The sequence below is a fragment of the Aphanothece hegewaldii CCALA 016 genome, assembly GCF_003007785.1.
In the GTDB taxonomy this organism is placed as follows: domain Bacteria; phylum Cyanobacteriota; class Cyanobacteriia; order Cyanobacteriales; family Microcystaceae; genus Chroococcus; species Chroococcus hegewaldii.
The window spans coordinates 12932-31976 of the sequence record NZ_PXOH01000006.1 but is presented as its reverse complement, the minus strand read 5'-3'; the positions used below and the strand labels follow the sequence as shown (position 1 = coordinate 31976).

1 protein-coding gene is annotated in these 19045 nt (G+C 37.8%); it reads right to left on the bottom strand.

Annotated elements, in window-relative coordinates; translation table 11 throughout:
• Nucleotides 1-365: 365 nt before the first annotated feature.
• A complete protein-coding gene (locus tag C7H19_RS26675) occupies nucleotides 366-18746 on the bottom strand; it encodes an SBBP repeat-containing protein (protein WP_146136498.1) in 18381 nt (6126 codons plus the stop codon).
• Nucleotides 18747-19045: the final 299 nt, after the last annotated feature.

Sequence of the window (19045 nt, the reverse complement as noted above, 5' to 3'; positions counted from 1 at the left end):
GGTATTTATTTAATTAAATAATAGAATTGGAAAATAGAGAAAAACTGTATAAAATTTTTAAGAAAAAGTATAATTAGCTTCAAGTAATTTGATTTTTTTCTAGCTTGTTTTTTTTAAATTAGAAAATAATCAAGCGATCGCGCACTACATAAGAGTTCTAAAACCAATTCTAAAAAATTTGGCTACAGATCCTGATTAGCGATCCCCCCAACCGCAGGCGGGAGGATCAAAACCTGTAGCATTGGAAAAGTGAATTGGTATAAAATTGAGAAATGATCAAGGTTTCCTTCTTGGTGACAGAAGAGGGTTAGTTATTAAAATTTAACATTTTTGCTAAACTACCCACTTCGCCAAACATAATCCCATTAAACTAATACAAATATATCTAAATTAGACATAGCTAATCCAGAATTAAGAGTTGCAAATTGAATGGGTGCGTTAGCATTATTACTACCATCTTGGTCAAAGAATAAAGCACCATTAGTAGAATTATAGATAAATCGATGGTTGGTCGTTGTGGCAGTTGTACCGATCGTAAACTGAGCCGTAGTAATGTAGCTACCTACCGATAACTGACCCTCGAAACCATTAGAAGCAATGCTGATGGTATCATTAGCCACATTAAAATCAGTAATGGTATCAATTCTTTCACTCGGAGCATTAAAGACAAAATTATCTTTACCAGAACCACCAGTCAGGGTATCATTACCTGTCATTCCTACTAAAATATCATCACCTCCATTGCCAATCAGTGTATTATTACCAGAATTACCGACTAGAAGGTTATTGTTATTATTACCTGTAGCTTTGATGGAACTATTTCCTGTTAAGGTTATATTTTCCACATTGGCGAGGTTAACAAGACTAAAAGTAACGCTGGAGATAATACTATCATTACCTTTACCTGCTGACTCAGTAATCGTATCAGTGGTACTATCAACAATATAAGTATCATCATTAGTTCCACCAATTAAAGTATCTATTCCTGCTCCTCCTTGTAGAGTTACTGACCCGCTAAAATTAGAAGCATTTAGAGTATTATTTCCTGCACCACCTGTAAGTTGAGCTTGTTCAATATTGATTAAAGTATCTGTGCCGTTACCAGTGAGTTGTACATTAGTTAGAACAAAATTGACATTACCTGACTCAACTAGAGTATCTGTACCACCAGAGCCATCTAAAATATCATTACCCTGTGCGCCCGTGAGTCGGTTGTTACCTAAATTACCTATCAGTTTATTTTGACTATTATTACCGATCGCACTGAGAGGCTCTGTACCCAAAAGGTTAATATTCTCTACATTAGCCAAGTTAGCCAAGCTGAAAGTCACAGAAGAATTAACCGTATCATTGCCTCTGCCTGCTGACTCAGTAATCGTATCAGTGGTACTATCAACAATATAAGTATCATCATTAGCTCCACCAATTAAAATATCTATGCCTAGTCCTCCTTCTAGGGTGACTTTTCCGCTAAACCCAAAAGCATCTAGGGTGTTGTTGCTGATCCCTCCCGTTAATTGAGCTTCTTCAATAGTGCTTAAAGTATCCGTCCCTTTACCTGTTAAACTACTATTCGTCAGAATAAAGTTAACATCTCCTATTTCAATCAGACGATCGCTTCCATTGCCACCAACCAGTTTATCATTGCCTTCCCCTCCCGTAAGGACATCATCTCCTGCACCGCCATTAAGAGTATCGTTTTCTGAAGTTCCAATTAGTGTATCGTTACCAGAAATGCTGTCATTATCGGCGATACTCACTTCCGCATTAACTAAACCAATATTCGCGTTAGTAGCATCGGATAAGGTGACGGTAAAAGTTTCCTCTGTTTCTAGTAAGGTATCCCCAAGAATAGGAATAGTAAAAGTTTTGCTGGTTTCTCCTGGGTTAAATGTAAGAAGGCCAGACTTAGAGGTATAATCAGAACCCGAAATGGCTGTACCGTTGTTAGTCGTGTATTTTACTGTAACTGTTTGTTGCGAAGCCTGATCTAAGGTAACTGTCAACTGAGCCTGAGTAGTATTATTTCCTTCTATTACATTAAGATCAGCTATACTCAAACTCGGTAGACTATATAGTAAAGGTAGATTAAGCACTATATCACCAGTACTGCCACCTGCTCCATCGACAGCGATCGCATAACGAGTTCCTGCCACTGCATTAAAGGTAACTATGCTTTGTACTCCATCACCACCATCATCATTTTGAGCAACAGGAGTTAAGTTAGCTAATGTTGTTCCTGTAAATACTCCTAAAATCGTATCGAAATTACTACCATTCGTGGAAAAAGTGACTTGTTTAGTAGTGGGGGCTGTCCAGTACCACCAGACCGAGTTAACTGTAAGATCATTAAATAGCCCTGTTTCCCCTGATTCTTTAGTTGCTTTGACATTTGCACCCAATACCATTAAGGTTGAATTATTTAAGACTGTAGCATTGATAAAATTGTCATTTAATGGTATGCCATAATCATCGTTAGAAATTGTGCCAATTACAGAAGTAGTAGTAAGGCGATCGTAAAGGCTATTATTTTTTAAGGTAATACTTACCGTTTCATTGGCTTCTGAAATAGCGTCGTCTTTGGGGGTAAGAGTGAGAATAGCCGTAGCTGAGTTAGCCGCAAAAGTAATGCTACCAGTAGTTGTAGAAAAAGAAGCAGCGCCAGTTTGAGTGTAATCTGTATTAAATTGGGCTGTACCACCTACATTAAAGTTAACAGTAAGAGGATTAGTTAAAGAGCCATTGCGGGTGAAAGTATAGACCAGGGTATTTGTTGTGCTATTTTCGGGTGTCGAAGTAGGAGTGAGGGATAGAGAAACTTGGGGAGTCGGAAACTGGAGTGAGATCGCTTTGGTTATGGTATTGTTTCGTGTATCGGCATCCGTATCAGTACCAGCAGGAACAGCCACCAAGAGCAAGTTAGAAGTATTGAAACCTGATGGCGGAAGGGGAACTTGTATCGTCACACTGGTCTCAAAGCCACTGAGGAGCGGTAAATTAGATTCGGTAGTAGCGAGTAGAGTATCTTGATCCAGTGTATTATCTTTTGATAGGTAAACCTGTATTTTCCAACCCGCTAGGGCTGTTCCTTGTCCAAGATTGCTGATATTGGCTATAACTTGAATAGTAGCAGGTACGGTAGCGGAGATGGGTGCGCTAACTTGACCAAAGGTCAAATCTGGTAAAAGACGAGGTACGATCGTTATCGGTTGTGAGAGGATGTTATTACTGCTATCGGTTTCTTGGGGATCTTGCGTCGGATTCGCAGACACCAAAAGATATTTAATACCACTAAGATTATTTGGAATCGTAACCGGTAAACTTAAGGTTTGAGTTTCGTTAGGATTCGGTAGAGATGGCCAAATTAAATCGAGTTGGCGATCGTCCGCACTTAATTGATTATCATCAGAAAGATAAATATAAGTAGGATACTGGGATGAATTGTTACCACCAAGTCCGATATTACGAACTGTCCAAGATAAATCAATAGTTTGTAGTTGTATAGCGTAACTAGAACTAACCAAATTAGTTAACCGTAAATCTGGGAGAAGAACAACCCCATCATTAGATTCACTTTGAATAGAAACTTTAGCCTTATTAGTGTTAATTAAAGCATTACTAGGGCTTTGTAAAGAGATAGTAAAGGTTTCCGTCGATTCAGGTAATATATCGCCTTTGATGGGTATAGTAAAAGTCTTGCTGGTTTGACCTGGTGCAAAGGTAACTGTACCAATTAAAGGTTGAAAATCTATATTTTCTGAAGCTGTATCAGTTGTATCTTTATACGCACTGAAGTCTACTGTAACGGTTTCGAGACTAGCTTGAGAAAGAATTAGTGTTACTTCTAATAATTTATCTCCTAAATCCCCTTCGGTGATGTTGAAGGATGTACTGTTAAAGTTAATGTTTGGAAGAACAGGAGGAGGGGGAAGAATAGTAAATGATTGCTCTGTGAAACTTGGAGAAGCAAAGAGACTACCATCTAAAGTTTGAATACTCCAGTCATAAGTACCTGGAGCGAGATTATTTAACGTCCATGTAAATTTACCATCGGTATTAATAGATTTTTGGTTAACTTGGCTAGTTTGGGACGGGACTAAAGCTGGATTGGGTGAAATAAGAATAGTTTGATTAACATTAGTGCTTGTTCTGTAGGTTAATCTGTAGGTTAAAGCATCTGATGCAGTTAGGTTATCGCTGCCTGGTGACCAAGTAAAGATAACATTAGATCCATTAACAAAGCTTTGCGCCAAGATAGGGGTAAGAGGTGCTTGATTGCTTCGGGCTGCTTCATTATGGAGGGTTTGAGAGGCTCCATTACTGGTGTTAAGTAGGATAATATCTAAATCCCCATCTTCATCAACATCACTATGGGTGAGAGTATTATAAGTCCCATTGAGAGGAATTTGATCGGCATAGGCTTCAAAACCACTGCCCGTACCACGAGAAATAGTTAGGGTATTTCCTGCTAAAACGGCTTTATCGAGTCTACCATCATGATCATAATCTGCTGTAATGGTGTTATTAGTAACGAGAACAGGGGCTACTAAATCGGGGCCAATAATTTGTAGTAGAAAAGCATCAGTATTACCTTTAGTTGTACCGCCTAGAGAGCCGTCGGTGAAGCCCGCAATAAAGAGACTACCCGCACCGTCGCTGACAATATCTCTAGATGCGTCAGCGTTAGAAGTGCCAAGCTGACGAGTCCATAATAATTTTCCATCTGGTGCATATTTGGCAACGAAAGCATCGCGCTGACCTTTATTGGGACTTGCTAAAGAACCGTCAGTGGAACCCGTGAGATAAAGATTTCCTGCTTCATCTGTAATAATACTATTGGCAAAATCATCACTAGGAGTGCCAAGCTGATGAGACCACAATAATGTACCATCTATTGCATATTTGGCAACGAAAACATCGGTAAGTCCTTGATTAGTACCCCCTAAAGAACCTTTCGTATTGACCGCAATATAAAGATTTCCCGCACCATCGCTCTTTATACTTCTCGTAGTATCATCACTAGCAGTACCAAGCTGACGCGTCCACAATAATGACCCATCGTTTGCATATTTGGCAATGAAAGCATCGGAATTATCTTGAGTAGTATTATTCTCTAGAGAACCTTTAGTCTCGCCCGCAATATAAAGATTTCCTGCACCATCGCTAGTAATACTTCTCGCAAAATCATCACCAGGAGTACCAAGCTGACGCTTCCACAATAAAGAGCCATCGTTTGCATATTTGGCAATAAAAGCATCGGTAAGTCCTTTACTCGTATCCTCTAGAGAACCTTTAGTCTCGCCCGCAATATAAAGATTTCCTGCACCATCGCTAATAATACTATTAGCAGAATCATCACTAGGAGTACCAAGTTGACGTGTCCACAATAAACTACCATCGTTTGCATATTTGGCAATGAAAGCATCGGAATTATCTTGATTAGTATTATTCTCTAGAGAACCTTTAGTCTCGCCCGCAATATAAAGATTTCCTGCACCATCGCTAGTAATACTATTAGCAGAATCATCACTAGGAGTACCAAGCTGACGTGTCCACAATAAAGTACCATCGTTTGCATATTTGGCAATAAAAGCATCAAAACCACCTTCATTGATACCACCTAGAGAACCTTTAGTGCGTCCTGTGATATAAAGATGTCCTGATTGATCTCTTGTTAGATCATAAGCCTGATCGAGCGACGTTGTACCGAGTTGTTGCTGTAAAGTTGTGCTAAAAGGATTAGTGGTAAACTGTTTTTCTGTGGCAAAAGGTGAGCCTAAAAAACCATTATCAATGGACTGCACGCTCCAGTAGTACGTTATACCTTTGGCTAAATGCACAATTTTACTGGGCTCATATCCTGCATTACCGATGTCGGCAACTTTTCTATTCCCCAAATTATCTGCAAGGGGAGAAAGTACGTCAATTCCTTCTGAAGTTGTACCAATTCTAATATTGTAGGTAGTCTGGGGTTCAGTAGCAGAAATAATACTATCCCAAGCTAAAGTAATGCCTTTTCCAGTCCCCGTTTGAGTTAATCCTGTTGGTTTAGGAGGACGTTGATTAGCTGTTCCTGAACCATTGTTATAAGTATTATTAGTGTAGAGTTGAGCAAAAGGTTGACCACTACTACCTAACCCACCAGTGAGAAATAAATCTAAATCTCCATCATTATCATAGTCGCCCCAAGTGGCTGATCCGTTTTGTAATCCAGGAAGAAGGGTAGACTGTTCTACAAAAATTTTGCTTTGAGTATTGCCGATGGCAGGATTAAGAAAAACTTTAGAAAAGTTGCCTTCTGCGTTAGTGCCTGTTAATACAACGTCTAGATCCCCATCATTATTAAAATCGCCCCAAGCGGCAGAACCATTTATACTACCTGGTAAACCTACACCCGTTACAGCTAATTCAAATTTACCCGTCTTATTAGGATTATAAGTAGTAACCCAGACTTGAGCATCTCTAAAATCAGGGGTATAGTTAAAGCTAATTAATGAGTTTGAACCTCCTCCATTACTGTCATCATAGGTAATGAGTTCAAATTGATTAGGATTAACGTTATTAGGTATAACTATTTGTAAATAGGGATCAAAAACGGTGCTATTAAGACGAATCTCTATTAACTGTTCTTGATCTGGATTACTAACTAAAGTAGCTAATTGGTAAGCGAAATAATAAGAACCAGTCCGTAAAGGATTAAGTTTGTTATTAGTTAAAGTTTCTTTGCGTCGATAACCTTTGGCTTCCGTGAATACAATATCGTTATTACTACTGTTGTTTATATAGGTTCTGGTGATATCTTGCCCCGTAATTAATAGATCCGATTTTCCATCTAAATCATAGTCCGCGATCGCAACAGCATCTAAGCCAGTTATCCCTAATTGCTGTTGAGTTAATTGTGTGAATGTTTGACCACTATTGCTATTTTGGAAAACCGCAATGTTATTGATAACAGGTTTTACCTTCAATTCAAAATTTCCAGTTTCATCAGATCTATAGGTTGTCACTCGAATAATAAAATTATTAAAACTATTAGAAGTATAGGTAAAATTCAGGAAAGAATTTAATCCTTCACCACTATCATCATCAAAGGCAACAACACTATTATTTTTACTAGGATCAATAATTTCTAAATAAGCATCAAAATCATTAGATTTTAAACTAATTTCATATACTAAACCATCCGTTAAAATAGAAATTAAACTTGATAAATTTATTTCTTCATAATATTTTCCATTGATGGAATTATCAGAAGTAGTTAATTGTCCATATAAAGCTCCTCCTTGTTGTCCTTGTTGATTGTTATTTTTACTTGTTAAAATAATTTCTTTATAACCATCTCCATTCAAATCAACTGTAGTAATACTCGCATCAACAACTACAGAATTTAAGGTTTGGTTATTCCCATTACCAAAAAGCAATTTAATTTGATTGTCTTTAGTAATAATAATATCCAATTTGCCATCATTATCTAAATCAGTAGCAGTCGCTTGGATTGAATTTTCGTATACCTCGGATAAACGATTAGAAATTAATTCAACAAAATTTGGTCCTTGTTGATTTAAGAGAACTTTAACTCGATACTCCGCTTGATTTTGAGAATTTTTGTTAACTCCTGTGGCTAAAATATCTAAATAACCATCATTGTTGTAGTCGATCCAGATTGCTGTATCAAACCGCTCAAAGCCACCTAAATTTATTTGGGTAAATCCTGTCCCCGTATTACGATAAACTCTGGCGATTCCATTACCATAATCATCTTGTCCAATTAGTAAAAAGTCTAATTTGCGATCGTTGTTAAAGTCTCCCCAAGTAGATGAACTACGCCAACCTTTACTTTCTAACTGGCCAAAATCGACTCGGAAATTTGCACTTAAGTCTTTATTAGTATTAAGAATATCAGCAGCCGTAATTGTTTGAGGCGACAGTAATTGTTCTTCAGCAATGGGGCGATAAGCTGCTACAGGTTCCGTGTTCAATTTCCACATGAGTTGAACTTTGGCATCTCCAGTATTTTCAGTATACTCAAGACGCAAAAAATGTTCTTGTCCAGCATCGAGGGAAACAAAACCCTCACCCCCAACTATTTCTTTTAAGATTTTTTGTCGCACACTACCGATAACTTTCCAACTTTCGATAAATAAGCGTGCATTGGCATCTAAATCTTTGTCTAGCTTAATGTCATAAACGCCTGTTACAGTAGGCTTAATGTATCCTTGCCAAATAATAGAAAATTCGTCGGTTTTATTTCCTAGGGGGTTAGGCGCACCATTTCCCCAATTAAAATCTATATTACGATCGATGCGATTGAGAACGGGATCGATAAAATTCTTATTTTTGTAGTAAGTTGCTTCTAATCCTAACAAACGCAGGGTGCTAATACTACCCGCACCGCCTTGATTACCATTAAAGAAGTCTTTGATCGTTAAATCTTGGTCAGTTTCAGCCACTCCGTCTTTATTGATGTCGATAATTAAATCATTGCCTGTTTGCAAAAAGCCGACTCTTCCAGTATTTAACCCTGTTCTAGAAAGAGGCGCATCAGCATAGAATATTAAAGTATCTTCTTCACTATTTTCCTCGATGATTTGAGTTCCAGCGATCGTCTGTCTTAGCCAGCCTTGTTTCGGGTTACTACCGATTTTGTTATACTGTTGTTCATCGGGTTCTAGTCCGATTTCTTGGTATTTCTGCCACTGTACTTGACCGTTCCAACGGCTCTTATCTGCCCACAGTCGGAAAGTTTCCCAAGAAACAGTGATCCCATTAGCTGTTATAGTACCCCGATTTTTGACATCCCCTCCCAAGGCTGTAAAAGCTTGTTCGAGAGTTAGTAAAGGTGCATACAGCAAGTAGGTATCTACTCCCATACCACCGATAAGAGTATCTTTGCCCCCACCACCAATCAGAGTATCAAACCCATTGCCTCCTTGCAGTTTATCATTACCACTATCACCGTTAAGAAGGTCATTGCCTAAATCACCATTGATAGTATCATTTCCTGCATTACCAAAAATTTGATTATTTTGTGTGTCTCCTATTAAAGAATCGTTGAAGTTAGAACCGATTATGTTTTCAATACTTGCGGCAACAAAGGTATCTTTTCCACCATAACCATCGTTAGAAGCTATTGCTAAACTGAGATTAACTTTCACCCCTGCTGGAGAATTACTATATACAACAGTATCACCGTCATTGTTTCCCCCGCCATTAATTGTATCGTTGCCTGCACCACCTTCTAAAGTGTCACTATTAATATTACCGATTAAAGTATCATTTCCACTACCACCAGAAAGGTAATTGCGTCCTAATAAACCGTCTAGTTTGTCGTCTCCTTCCCAACCTAATAGTAAGTCTGTTTGGCTATTAAGTTTGCTACCTTTAAGCACATCATTACCCGCACCACCGTCAAGATAGGTAACAAATACATTTGGTGCTAAACGCTCTGTTTTATTTTGACTACCGATTAAGGTATCGTTTCCACTTCCTCCAGCTAAAGCACCAAATACATCGGGTAGTATTTTGAGTAGTCCGTCGGCACTTTCGATTAATTGAGTTTGGTCAACAATAGTACCATCTTTGCTAGTATCTGGTGAAGTTTGTCCAGGATCTAGATTAGTATTAGGATCTAAATAATCATCGCCATTACCCCCTTGCTCAGTAACGACAAAGCTAACGGTTTCAGTATTATCTTGTTGAGCAGAGGCAAAAATTACCACACCTTGAATTAAATCAGTGCTTAAATCCTTGTCCTTCAAAATGACTCCGACAATCAGGATGTTTAAAGATGAATTATTATGAGTAATGCGAGTATTTTCCCCTTCCTTACTCAGTGAATAGTCATCTTGATTGCCATAAAGCAAGATTAGATCTAGATTAGGGTTAAAGTCTTGAATAATAATAGTTTCATTATAGAAATTTTGGTCTTTATCTCCAATAACGAAGATATTTTGCTTTTGTGTACCGATAAAAGTACGGGCTAATGTTGATCCTATTAAACTACCACTATTGTTATTATTGCTAACATCTTCAACTAGACTAGAAGGATTTTGATCAAAGTTCCAATAGCCGACTAATCCCGCTTCATTTCCTACTAGGTTGGTGTCATAAGCTTCCACGATTTGTTCAGAAGTTCTTACTGTATTCCAAACCCGCACTTCATCTATTTGACCTTGAAAAAGGTATTCGCCAGGATTGCTTTGTCTCCCACCAATACGAAAATCATTCCACTGTGGGCCAATATCACCCACCGTTCCAGAGCCATTATAGGTATGAACTAAAACACCATCTGCATAAGTTTTAATAATACCTGATTCATAGGTAATAGTGATCTGAGTAAATTTATTAGTAGGAACAAAATAATTAGTATAAATCCAATTAAAGCCTGGAACAGTATTTGCAAAAGCTAATCCCAGAGTTCCGTCTCCAAAAATGGCAAATTCATATTCGTCTTCTTTGTTAAGGATTATGCCGCCAAATTCTGTAGAATAGTTAGCATTACTGTTAGGCTTGATTCGGGCTTCTAGGGTAAAATTATTAGTAAGAACAAGTTCTGGTTTATCACCTATTTGTATATAATCATTTCCATCAAAAACGGCGACATAACTATTACTATCCTCACCATAGCCTGGTACTAATTCTATTCCTGATGTACCATGATCTGAAGCAATGCCTTTGAGTTCATAAACTCCGGGTTGTAGACTACTACTTTGGAATTGATAAACAAATTCTGCCCAACGGCGATCGTTTTCATTAACATCAAAGATAGGATTAGTGAATTTAAAGCCTGTAAACTGACCTGAATTATTAAAAGAATCATTCCGATAAATGGTTGTTGTGGGATTTCCTCCCTCCAGTTCAGGAATCGAAACATTTCCCTCAGATTCGGGTCTGACAAAAATATCTTCACCAGTAATCAGTAAATCTAAATCACCATCATTATCATAATCTTTTGCTTCTACCGAACTATTTGCAACACCGCTTAAGCCGATATTGGCATCAAAATAAATCCCTTGATTAGCATCGACTAAGCGATAAAGTTTAGTAATAGGAACGGGAACTCTTGAGCCATCAGCAGTACGGCGAGTTTGATCGCCAAATCCTGTTAATAGAATATCTAATTTACCATCTTTGTCAAAATCTGCCCAGACAATATCGCCTTTAAAAATACCTGTAATGGTCGTTAAATTATTTGCCTCTGTTCCGTCAAGTATTCCGTTATTGTTAGCATCAATGGCTAGTTTTAAAGGAATTTCTTTAAAAGCATTAGTCGTATTATTGAATGTATATATTTTGGTAATTGTCAGTTGAGTAGTGTTATCTATTCCTGTTAGCAGAATATCATCTTGTTGACCATCTTTGTCGTAGTCGCCCCAGACGGCAGACCCATCCAAAACTCGTGCTAAATTAGTATTAAGAAGAGTAAGAGTACCATTGTCATTTTGATAGATGCGAGTATAACCTCTGTTTTGATTATCATAAGTCGTTTGTAGCAAACGATCTTGTATGCCATCGCCGTTCAAATCTGTCCATTCTGAAGAGGTTACTGTTCCTAAATCTATCTTGAGGAGGAAAGCATCACTACCACCTTGATTAGTACCATCTAGAGAACCCTCAGTGTAGCCCGTAATATAAAGATTGTTCGCTTCATTTACAATAATACTACTAGCATAATCGTAATTATCAGTGCCATACTGACGAATCCACAATAATGTCCCATCTGGTGCATATTTGGCGATGAAAGCATCAAGATTACCTTGATTAGGACCACCTAGAGAACCGTAAGTGTTGCCCGTAATATACAGATTTCCCACTGCATCTGTAGTAATACTATTCGCATAATCGTTACCATCAGTGCCAAGCTGACGAGTCCACAATAAAGTCCCATCTGGTGCATATTTGGCAATGAAAACATCACTACCACCTTGATTAGGATTAGTAGTATCATCATCTAGAGAACCGCGAGTATTGCCGGTGATATAAAGATTTCCCGCTCCATCTGTAGTAATACTGTTAGCAGAATCGTCATAATCAGTGCCAAGCTGATGCTTCCACAATAAATTACCATTGGGGCCATATTTGGCAATGAAAGCATCACTACCACCTTGATTAGGATTAGTAGTATCATCATCTAGAGAACCGTAAGTGTTGCCCGTAATATAAAGATTTCCTGCCCCATCTGTAGTAATACTACTAGCAAAATCGTCATAATCAGTGCCAAGCTGATGCTTCCACAATAAAGTCCCATTGGGTGAATATTTGGCAATGAAAGCATCACTACCACCTTGATTAAGATTAGTAGTATCATCATCTAGAGAACCGAAAGTGGAGCCCGTAATATAAAGATTTCCTGCCCCATCTGTAGTAATACTACTAGCAAAATCGTAAGTATTAGTGCCAAGCTGATGCTTCCACAATAAAGTACCATCTGGTGCATATTTGGCAATGAAAGCATCACTACCACCTTGATTAAAATTAGTAGTATCATCATCTAGAGAACCTTCTGTGTAGCCCGTAATATAAAGATTTCCTGCCCCATCTGTAGTAATACTATTCGCAGAATCGCTATTATTAGTACCAAGCTGATGCTTCCACAATAAAGTACCATCTGGTGCATATTTGGCAATGAAAGCATCATTTTCACCTTGATTAGGATTAGTAGTATCATCATCTAGAGAACCTTCTGTATAGCCCGTAATATAAAGATTTCCTGCTTGATCTCTTGTTAGGTCGTTAGAAATATCATCTTGATTAGAACCTAATTGTTGCTTAAAAGCATTGGATAAGCGCTGAGTAATACTAAAAACATTATTAGTGTTATTGAGAAGAAATATACCTCTTCCCATCGTCAAATCGAGGGTATTATCGGCATTTAGTCTGAACCAATTGACTTCTGTACTGGCGGTTTGCTGTAGTTGGAGTTGTTGGGGAGCAGTAAAGTTACCTGTGCTAGTTTGTAAATAAATATTAAGAATTGCATTCCATCCTTTTTGAATGCTTCCCGTTTGCAAGATATCTAAGAGTCCATCATTATTAATATCTTTCCAGATCACTGTACTATTAAACAATTGAGCGATCGCTGGAAGTCCTCCTTGTACTAAATCAAAAGAAGCTTGTACATTGCTGAGATCCAAAACTTCGATAAATTGATTACTAGGCTTATCAAAACGGTATAATTTACTGACAGGAACTAAATCAAATATTTGATCCCCTTGTCCATCTGCTCTTTGGGCTGAACTATAACCTGTTACTAAGATATCTAAATCGCCATCGTTATCAAAATCTCCCCAGTCGGCATTTCCAAACTTAACGCCAGTTATCCCCACATCTCGGAAATCTCGCCAAGTTCCATCAGGATTTTTTAACCAAAAGTCGATTTTTTCAAGGTCATCAGCACCATTAGGATCTCGTACCTGAGCATCGACTAAACTAATTGTTTCTTCTCTAGCATAAATAGGCTTTTTACTCTGAAATTCTAGCCTATCCGGGGATACATTCTGTTCATCAATATTAGAACGATTAATTTGATCTTTAGTAATCTCAATAAATTCGGCTAAGATCTGTTGGGTATCGAGATCAATAATTTTTGTAAAGATTTTGCCATCGGGTTTAATATCTTGTGCTATCTCAATAAAACTAAAACTTAATCCACCTGTGAGAAAAATGACATCTTTTTTGCCATCAAAATTATATATAGTATCTGTACCAGAGCCAGGAGCTAAAACATACACTACCCCGTCTTTTTCGGGATCTTCTGGTTCCCCTTTATAACCATACAGAGTATCATTCCCAATACCGCCATAAAGTCGATCGAACCCTGAACCAGCTTTAAGAACATCATCTCCTATTCCACCATAGAGATAATCATTACCCGCGCCAGCTTCTAAGCTGTCATTTCCTCCTTTTAAAGTCGAAGCGATCGGATTATCTGTATCATCACCGACTAAAGTATCGTTGCCTGCGTCACCAATGAGGGTATCATTGCCGTCACTTCCCCAAAGTTCATCGTCACCTTCACCCCCATCTAAATTATCATTGCCGTCACCGTTAGGAGTTTGGGTATTAAGTACAATTGTATGCCCTCTGAGGAGATCATTTCCTTTACCACCTTTTAAATCATCCGCGCCTAAACCGCCTTCTAGGGTATCATTACCTTCATCACCTTCTAGGATATCGTTATCGGCTTCCCCTTGCAGAGAATCATCTCCTAAATCCCCATCCAGAAAATCAAGCCCTGAGCCCCCAATTAGTGTATCATTACCATCGGCATCAGTCGTATTATTACCGCCATACAGGGTATCATTTTCATTTCCACCAACTAAAGAATCGCTATCAGCACCACCATATATAGTATCTTGTCCTAAATTGCCTAATACTGTATCATTGCCGGCATCTCCTTTGAGTTCATCGTTACCATCACCACCTTCTAATTTATCGTCTAAATCACCGCCGAAAAGCTTATCATCTCCTGCGTCTCCAAAAAGGGTGTCATTTCCAAAACTACCCTCTAAGGTATCGTTGTCTGCACCACCCAATAGGTAATCATTCCCTTCTTCTCCATAAAGTTGATCACTACCTAGACCACCTTCTATAGTATCTTGATCAAACCCACCATAAAGTTGATCACTTCCCCCCTCTCCTTTTAATGAGTCATTTTCTGAACCACCTAGCAAGGTATCGGATAAATCTCCACCAATGAGAACATCGTTTCCTATACCACCTTGTAAAGTATTAAAACCTGTACCCCCTTCAAGAGTATCATTACCCTCGTCTCCTGCTAAGTAATCATTACCTGTACTTCCTGTTAATTTATCTTGTCCTATTCCACCTAATAGGTTATCGTCTCCATCATCCCCTAATAGATTATCGTCACCACTGCCACCAATGAGGGTATCATTATCTGAACCTCCACTGAGGTTATCTATGCCATCATCTCCGCTTAGATAGTCTGTACCAGTACCACCTACTAAGGAATCATTTCCTCCTTGCCCAATGAGGGTATCATTCCCCGCATCTCCTATGAGAGTATCTTTATTATTATTACCGACTAAATTATCGTTTCCGTCTCCAGCAATTAGAAGATTAAGTCCATCATTACTGATGAGAACATCATCACCAAAGCCGCCAATAAGGGTATCATCATTATTACCACCAACTAAATAATCGTTGCCATCTCCCCCATCTAGAGAGTTAATCCCTTCACCACCAACTAAATAATCATTATCTGTGCCGCCAATAAGGGTGTCATTATTATTACCACCAACTAAACTATCGTTGCCATCTCCCCCGTCTAGAGAGTTAATACCTTCACCACCAGTTAGGATGTCGTCGCCTTCATTTCCTCTAAGGGTATCGTTCCCGCTACCACCAATTAGACTATCATTTCCAAAACCGCCTTGTAAGAGATTTCCTGCATTTCCCGCAATTAGTGTATCATCTCCTGTACCACCTTCTAGACTATCTATACCAGAATCTGAAATTAGTAAATCATTATCCTCGTCACCTTTAAGAAGATTATTACCAAGACCACTAGATAGAGTATCATTCCCTAAACCGCCTTCTAGGGTATCATTTCCATCGCCTCCAGAAAGATTATCATTTCCAAAACTTCCCAAAAGGGTATCATTTCCAACACCGCCGAATAACTGGTCATCGCCAGAGCCACCAATTAAGCTATCATTGCCATCATCACCTTGTAGGGTATCGGTATCATTTCCACCATCTAAGGTATCGTCTCCTAGTCCACCAGAAAGGCTATCATAGCCGATTCCAGCTATTAAGTTATCATTTCCATTGCCGCCTCTTAGGGTATCTGTTCCACCTGCTGCATTAAGGGTATCATTGCCATCCCCTCCTTCTAATAAATTATTGCCATCTCCCCCAGAAAGGTAATCATTGCCAGCATTTCCAGTTAAGGTATCGTTACCATCCTCACCACTAAGGGTATCATTGGCAGAGCCACCACTAAGAACATCGTCCCCAAATCCTCCTCTAAAATTCACTGAAACAGCTAAATTAGTGGCAATTAGACGATCGTTCCCAAGTCCACTATTTCCAACTACTTGATTGACACCGGCAAAAGTTTCGGTATATTGTCCTTGGATTGCTCCTTTAACTGTGACTTGTGCGCTATTGCCACTGAGTTCGTAATTTTCTCCTACATCTTCTTTTTGATTGGTTCGGGCGATCGCTAATATTCCTACATTAAGTTTTAATACGCCACTACCCAAAAAAGCTAAGTTTGGCGGTGGTGGTGGTGGATTGGTGGGTTTTGGCCCAGTTGCAAACTCTAACCCTGGAATTGGAATAGGGCCGAAACTAACTATATTTTCACGCTCAAATACATCTCCTGATAACCAACTACCTGGATTAAAGGAGAGGTATTCTATATAAATATTTGCTCCCGCAGAAACTCCACCAGATACATTAAAAACGGAAGACAAACCTTTATTAAAGTTATCTTTGAATTCTAACCAACGAATTTTACCATCTAGGTTAGGATCGTTAATTATGAAATCCAAATCTCCTTTTATATAAGCTTCACCTCCCACACTGGCGATACCTCTAATTCCTGCGTTGATATCGACAAATAATTTAGAATCTAGATAGAATCCTGGTTTATTAATGCTATTTAGATATAGTCCATCAAAGATGTTTTCATAGTTTCCCGTATTCGCATATTTTAGTAAACCTGTAGCATCATAACCGTAGATAGTAGGAGATATGGATGCACTAATCTCGCCGCCAAAACCTATGCTAACAGGTGGAGTTGCCCAAATGGGAAAAGTTAATAAACCTCCCCCACTAACTGTATAACCAGGTAAGGTAAAATTAAATAAATCTACATTGGGATTTCCTAGCAGTAAACCAAAGGCAGAAGTAGGATTTTTTAGGATAACTGGATCAAAAGATACTCCCCCTGTTGCACCAGCAAAAATATTAACTGTAGATGGGTTGTTTTGAGTAGCATTACCAAATAAATTTTGTGCTTGGTTTACACCGTTAATAAAACCACTGGTATTTAAACCATTCAAGCTATTAATATCGAAATTACTAGCATTAACATTAAATTGTCCTAAACTAACTATTCCTGTATTACCAATACTATTTAAGGTGTTGATAATTTGATTTATCGTATTTAAACTTTTAATAAAATCTGTGTTAATCGTTACTTTGCGCCCTGATGCTGCTGCTAGAACAGGAATCAGATCAAGAATTGTATATTGCAGACCAAATTTATCTAAAACGGGTAAAGGTTTATTAAGAAAATCAAGAATGGGTTTAAATGGATCGGTAAATGCTTTAATTTTACTAACATAACTATTGATGGGACCTAGAATAGAAGATAAATCTATTCCCACGTTATTAAATTGTAAACCTGAACTATTATACTGTTGAGTTGAGAAATTATAGCTACTATTAAAAGATAGATCTGTATTGAATTTTGGTAAATAAGAAAGAGAATTACTTCCTAATTTGATGTTAGGATTGATGTTAATATTACCAAATAAGCTAGGATTGAAACTGGCACCATTTAATTCAGAAAGATTTAAACGATTATCACTATCTGTTAAATCTAATTTAAAATCTAAGCTAGTTTTGAAAGCTTTATTCGCTCCAGAATCCAAAGCATTTAATGATAAAAATCCTAATTGTCCTGATAAAGCATTTTGATTACTAACATTTACACTAACTTTAAGTTCATCAGGATTACTCGTATCTAAGAAAAAACTATCATTTTGTAAATTTATGCCAAAATTGAGTATACTGTTAAAAACGACATCCGCTTTAACTGAACCATTAAGATTGAAACCTAGTCTAGGTAGTCCTAAATCTGTATCTATATTAAAAGTATTAGAAATAGTAGAGTTGAGATTTAAACTATAACGAGCTTCTGTACTATTTTGGGAAGTAAATGTAAAATTTATTCCCTGTAAACCTTTATTAAGTAGTGCTGTATTAAGATTTGTACATAACTGTTGCGGTGTAACTAATGTTGTAGTATTTAGTACGTTACGAATTACTCCACGAATATTATCGAGTAATGCTATCCCTTGATTGGTGTTTAAACGATCGCCAATTAGATCATTTAAAAAGCTATTATTGAGAAGTTGATTACTCAAAGACTCTTGTAATTTAGCTAAAGAATTATCTAAACCCGTTAAAGTCGCTTTTAAAGCATTTAGATCCCAATTTCCTGCCGACTGTTCAATTTTGTAAATCTGTCCATTTAAACTAACTGTTGCGGTATCATCTTCTTGTTTTAAGCGATCTAAGGTTGCTTGATCTAAAGTTTTACCTTGTATTAAAGCTGCAAAAAGTTCTCCCTCATCTCCTTGAGTATCTGCAAGATTAATTTTATGATCAATACCGTGACCAATTTCTTCTAATAAAACACTAGCAATTTCTTCAAGAGAGGCGGAGTTAATAAATTCCCTAGCCAAAAAAATCTGATCGGTTTCGCTTATATAAACTCCTTTTGCACCTCCTAATTGCGTAGAATTAGCGATCGCAATCGTTGGTATTTCTCGAAAATCATTTGTTTGCCAAGCTTGATGAATACTCTCAATTTCTGCTTGTTGAAAATTATTGCCAAAACTTGTTTTTATTGTTTCCTCAAAATTTGAGGAGTTAGCAAAGATTTGTAATTGTTCTTGTACGCTTAAAAAAGCTTCTTTTAAGGTAGAAGGTGCTAAGTCAGTTTCCGTCATCCAAAAATTGTAGTCAACCTGATTCGCTTTGCTCATTGTCCCCTCATCCCTTTCCTTGGATAATAAAATCGGCACACAATTGGCTTAAGACTATTAATTGTTCAATTGTGTATTCTAATAATAGTAAAGCTCATTAAAGCATAGATGAAAAATCTTTGTCTAGGTTTGCCAATAAAATTTAATATAAGTTTTCTCTTTGGCATCAAAGCGAAGATTATACCAAATCCGATTTAATAAGACTATGATTGACGAGGTGTAGGGGTTTGGTCTCCAAACCCTTTCTAGATGAGGGCTTGGCAACCAAGCCCCTACAACATTTTTAGAGGGATATTCAT

Coding starts and splice junctions, on each gene's coding strand:
- C7H19_RS26675 (WP_146136498.1), bottom strand. CDS start 18,746: ATGAGCAAAGCGAATCAGGTTGACTACAATTTTTGGATGACGGAAACT.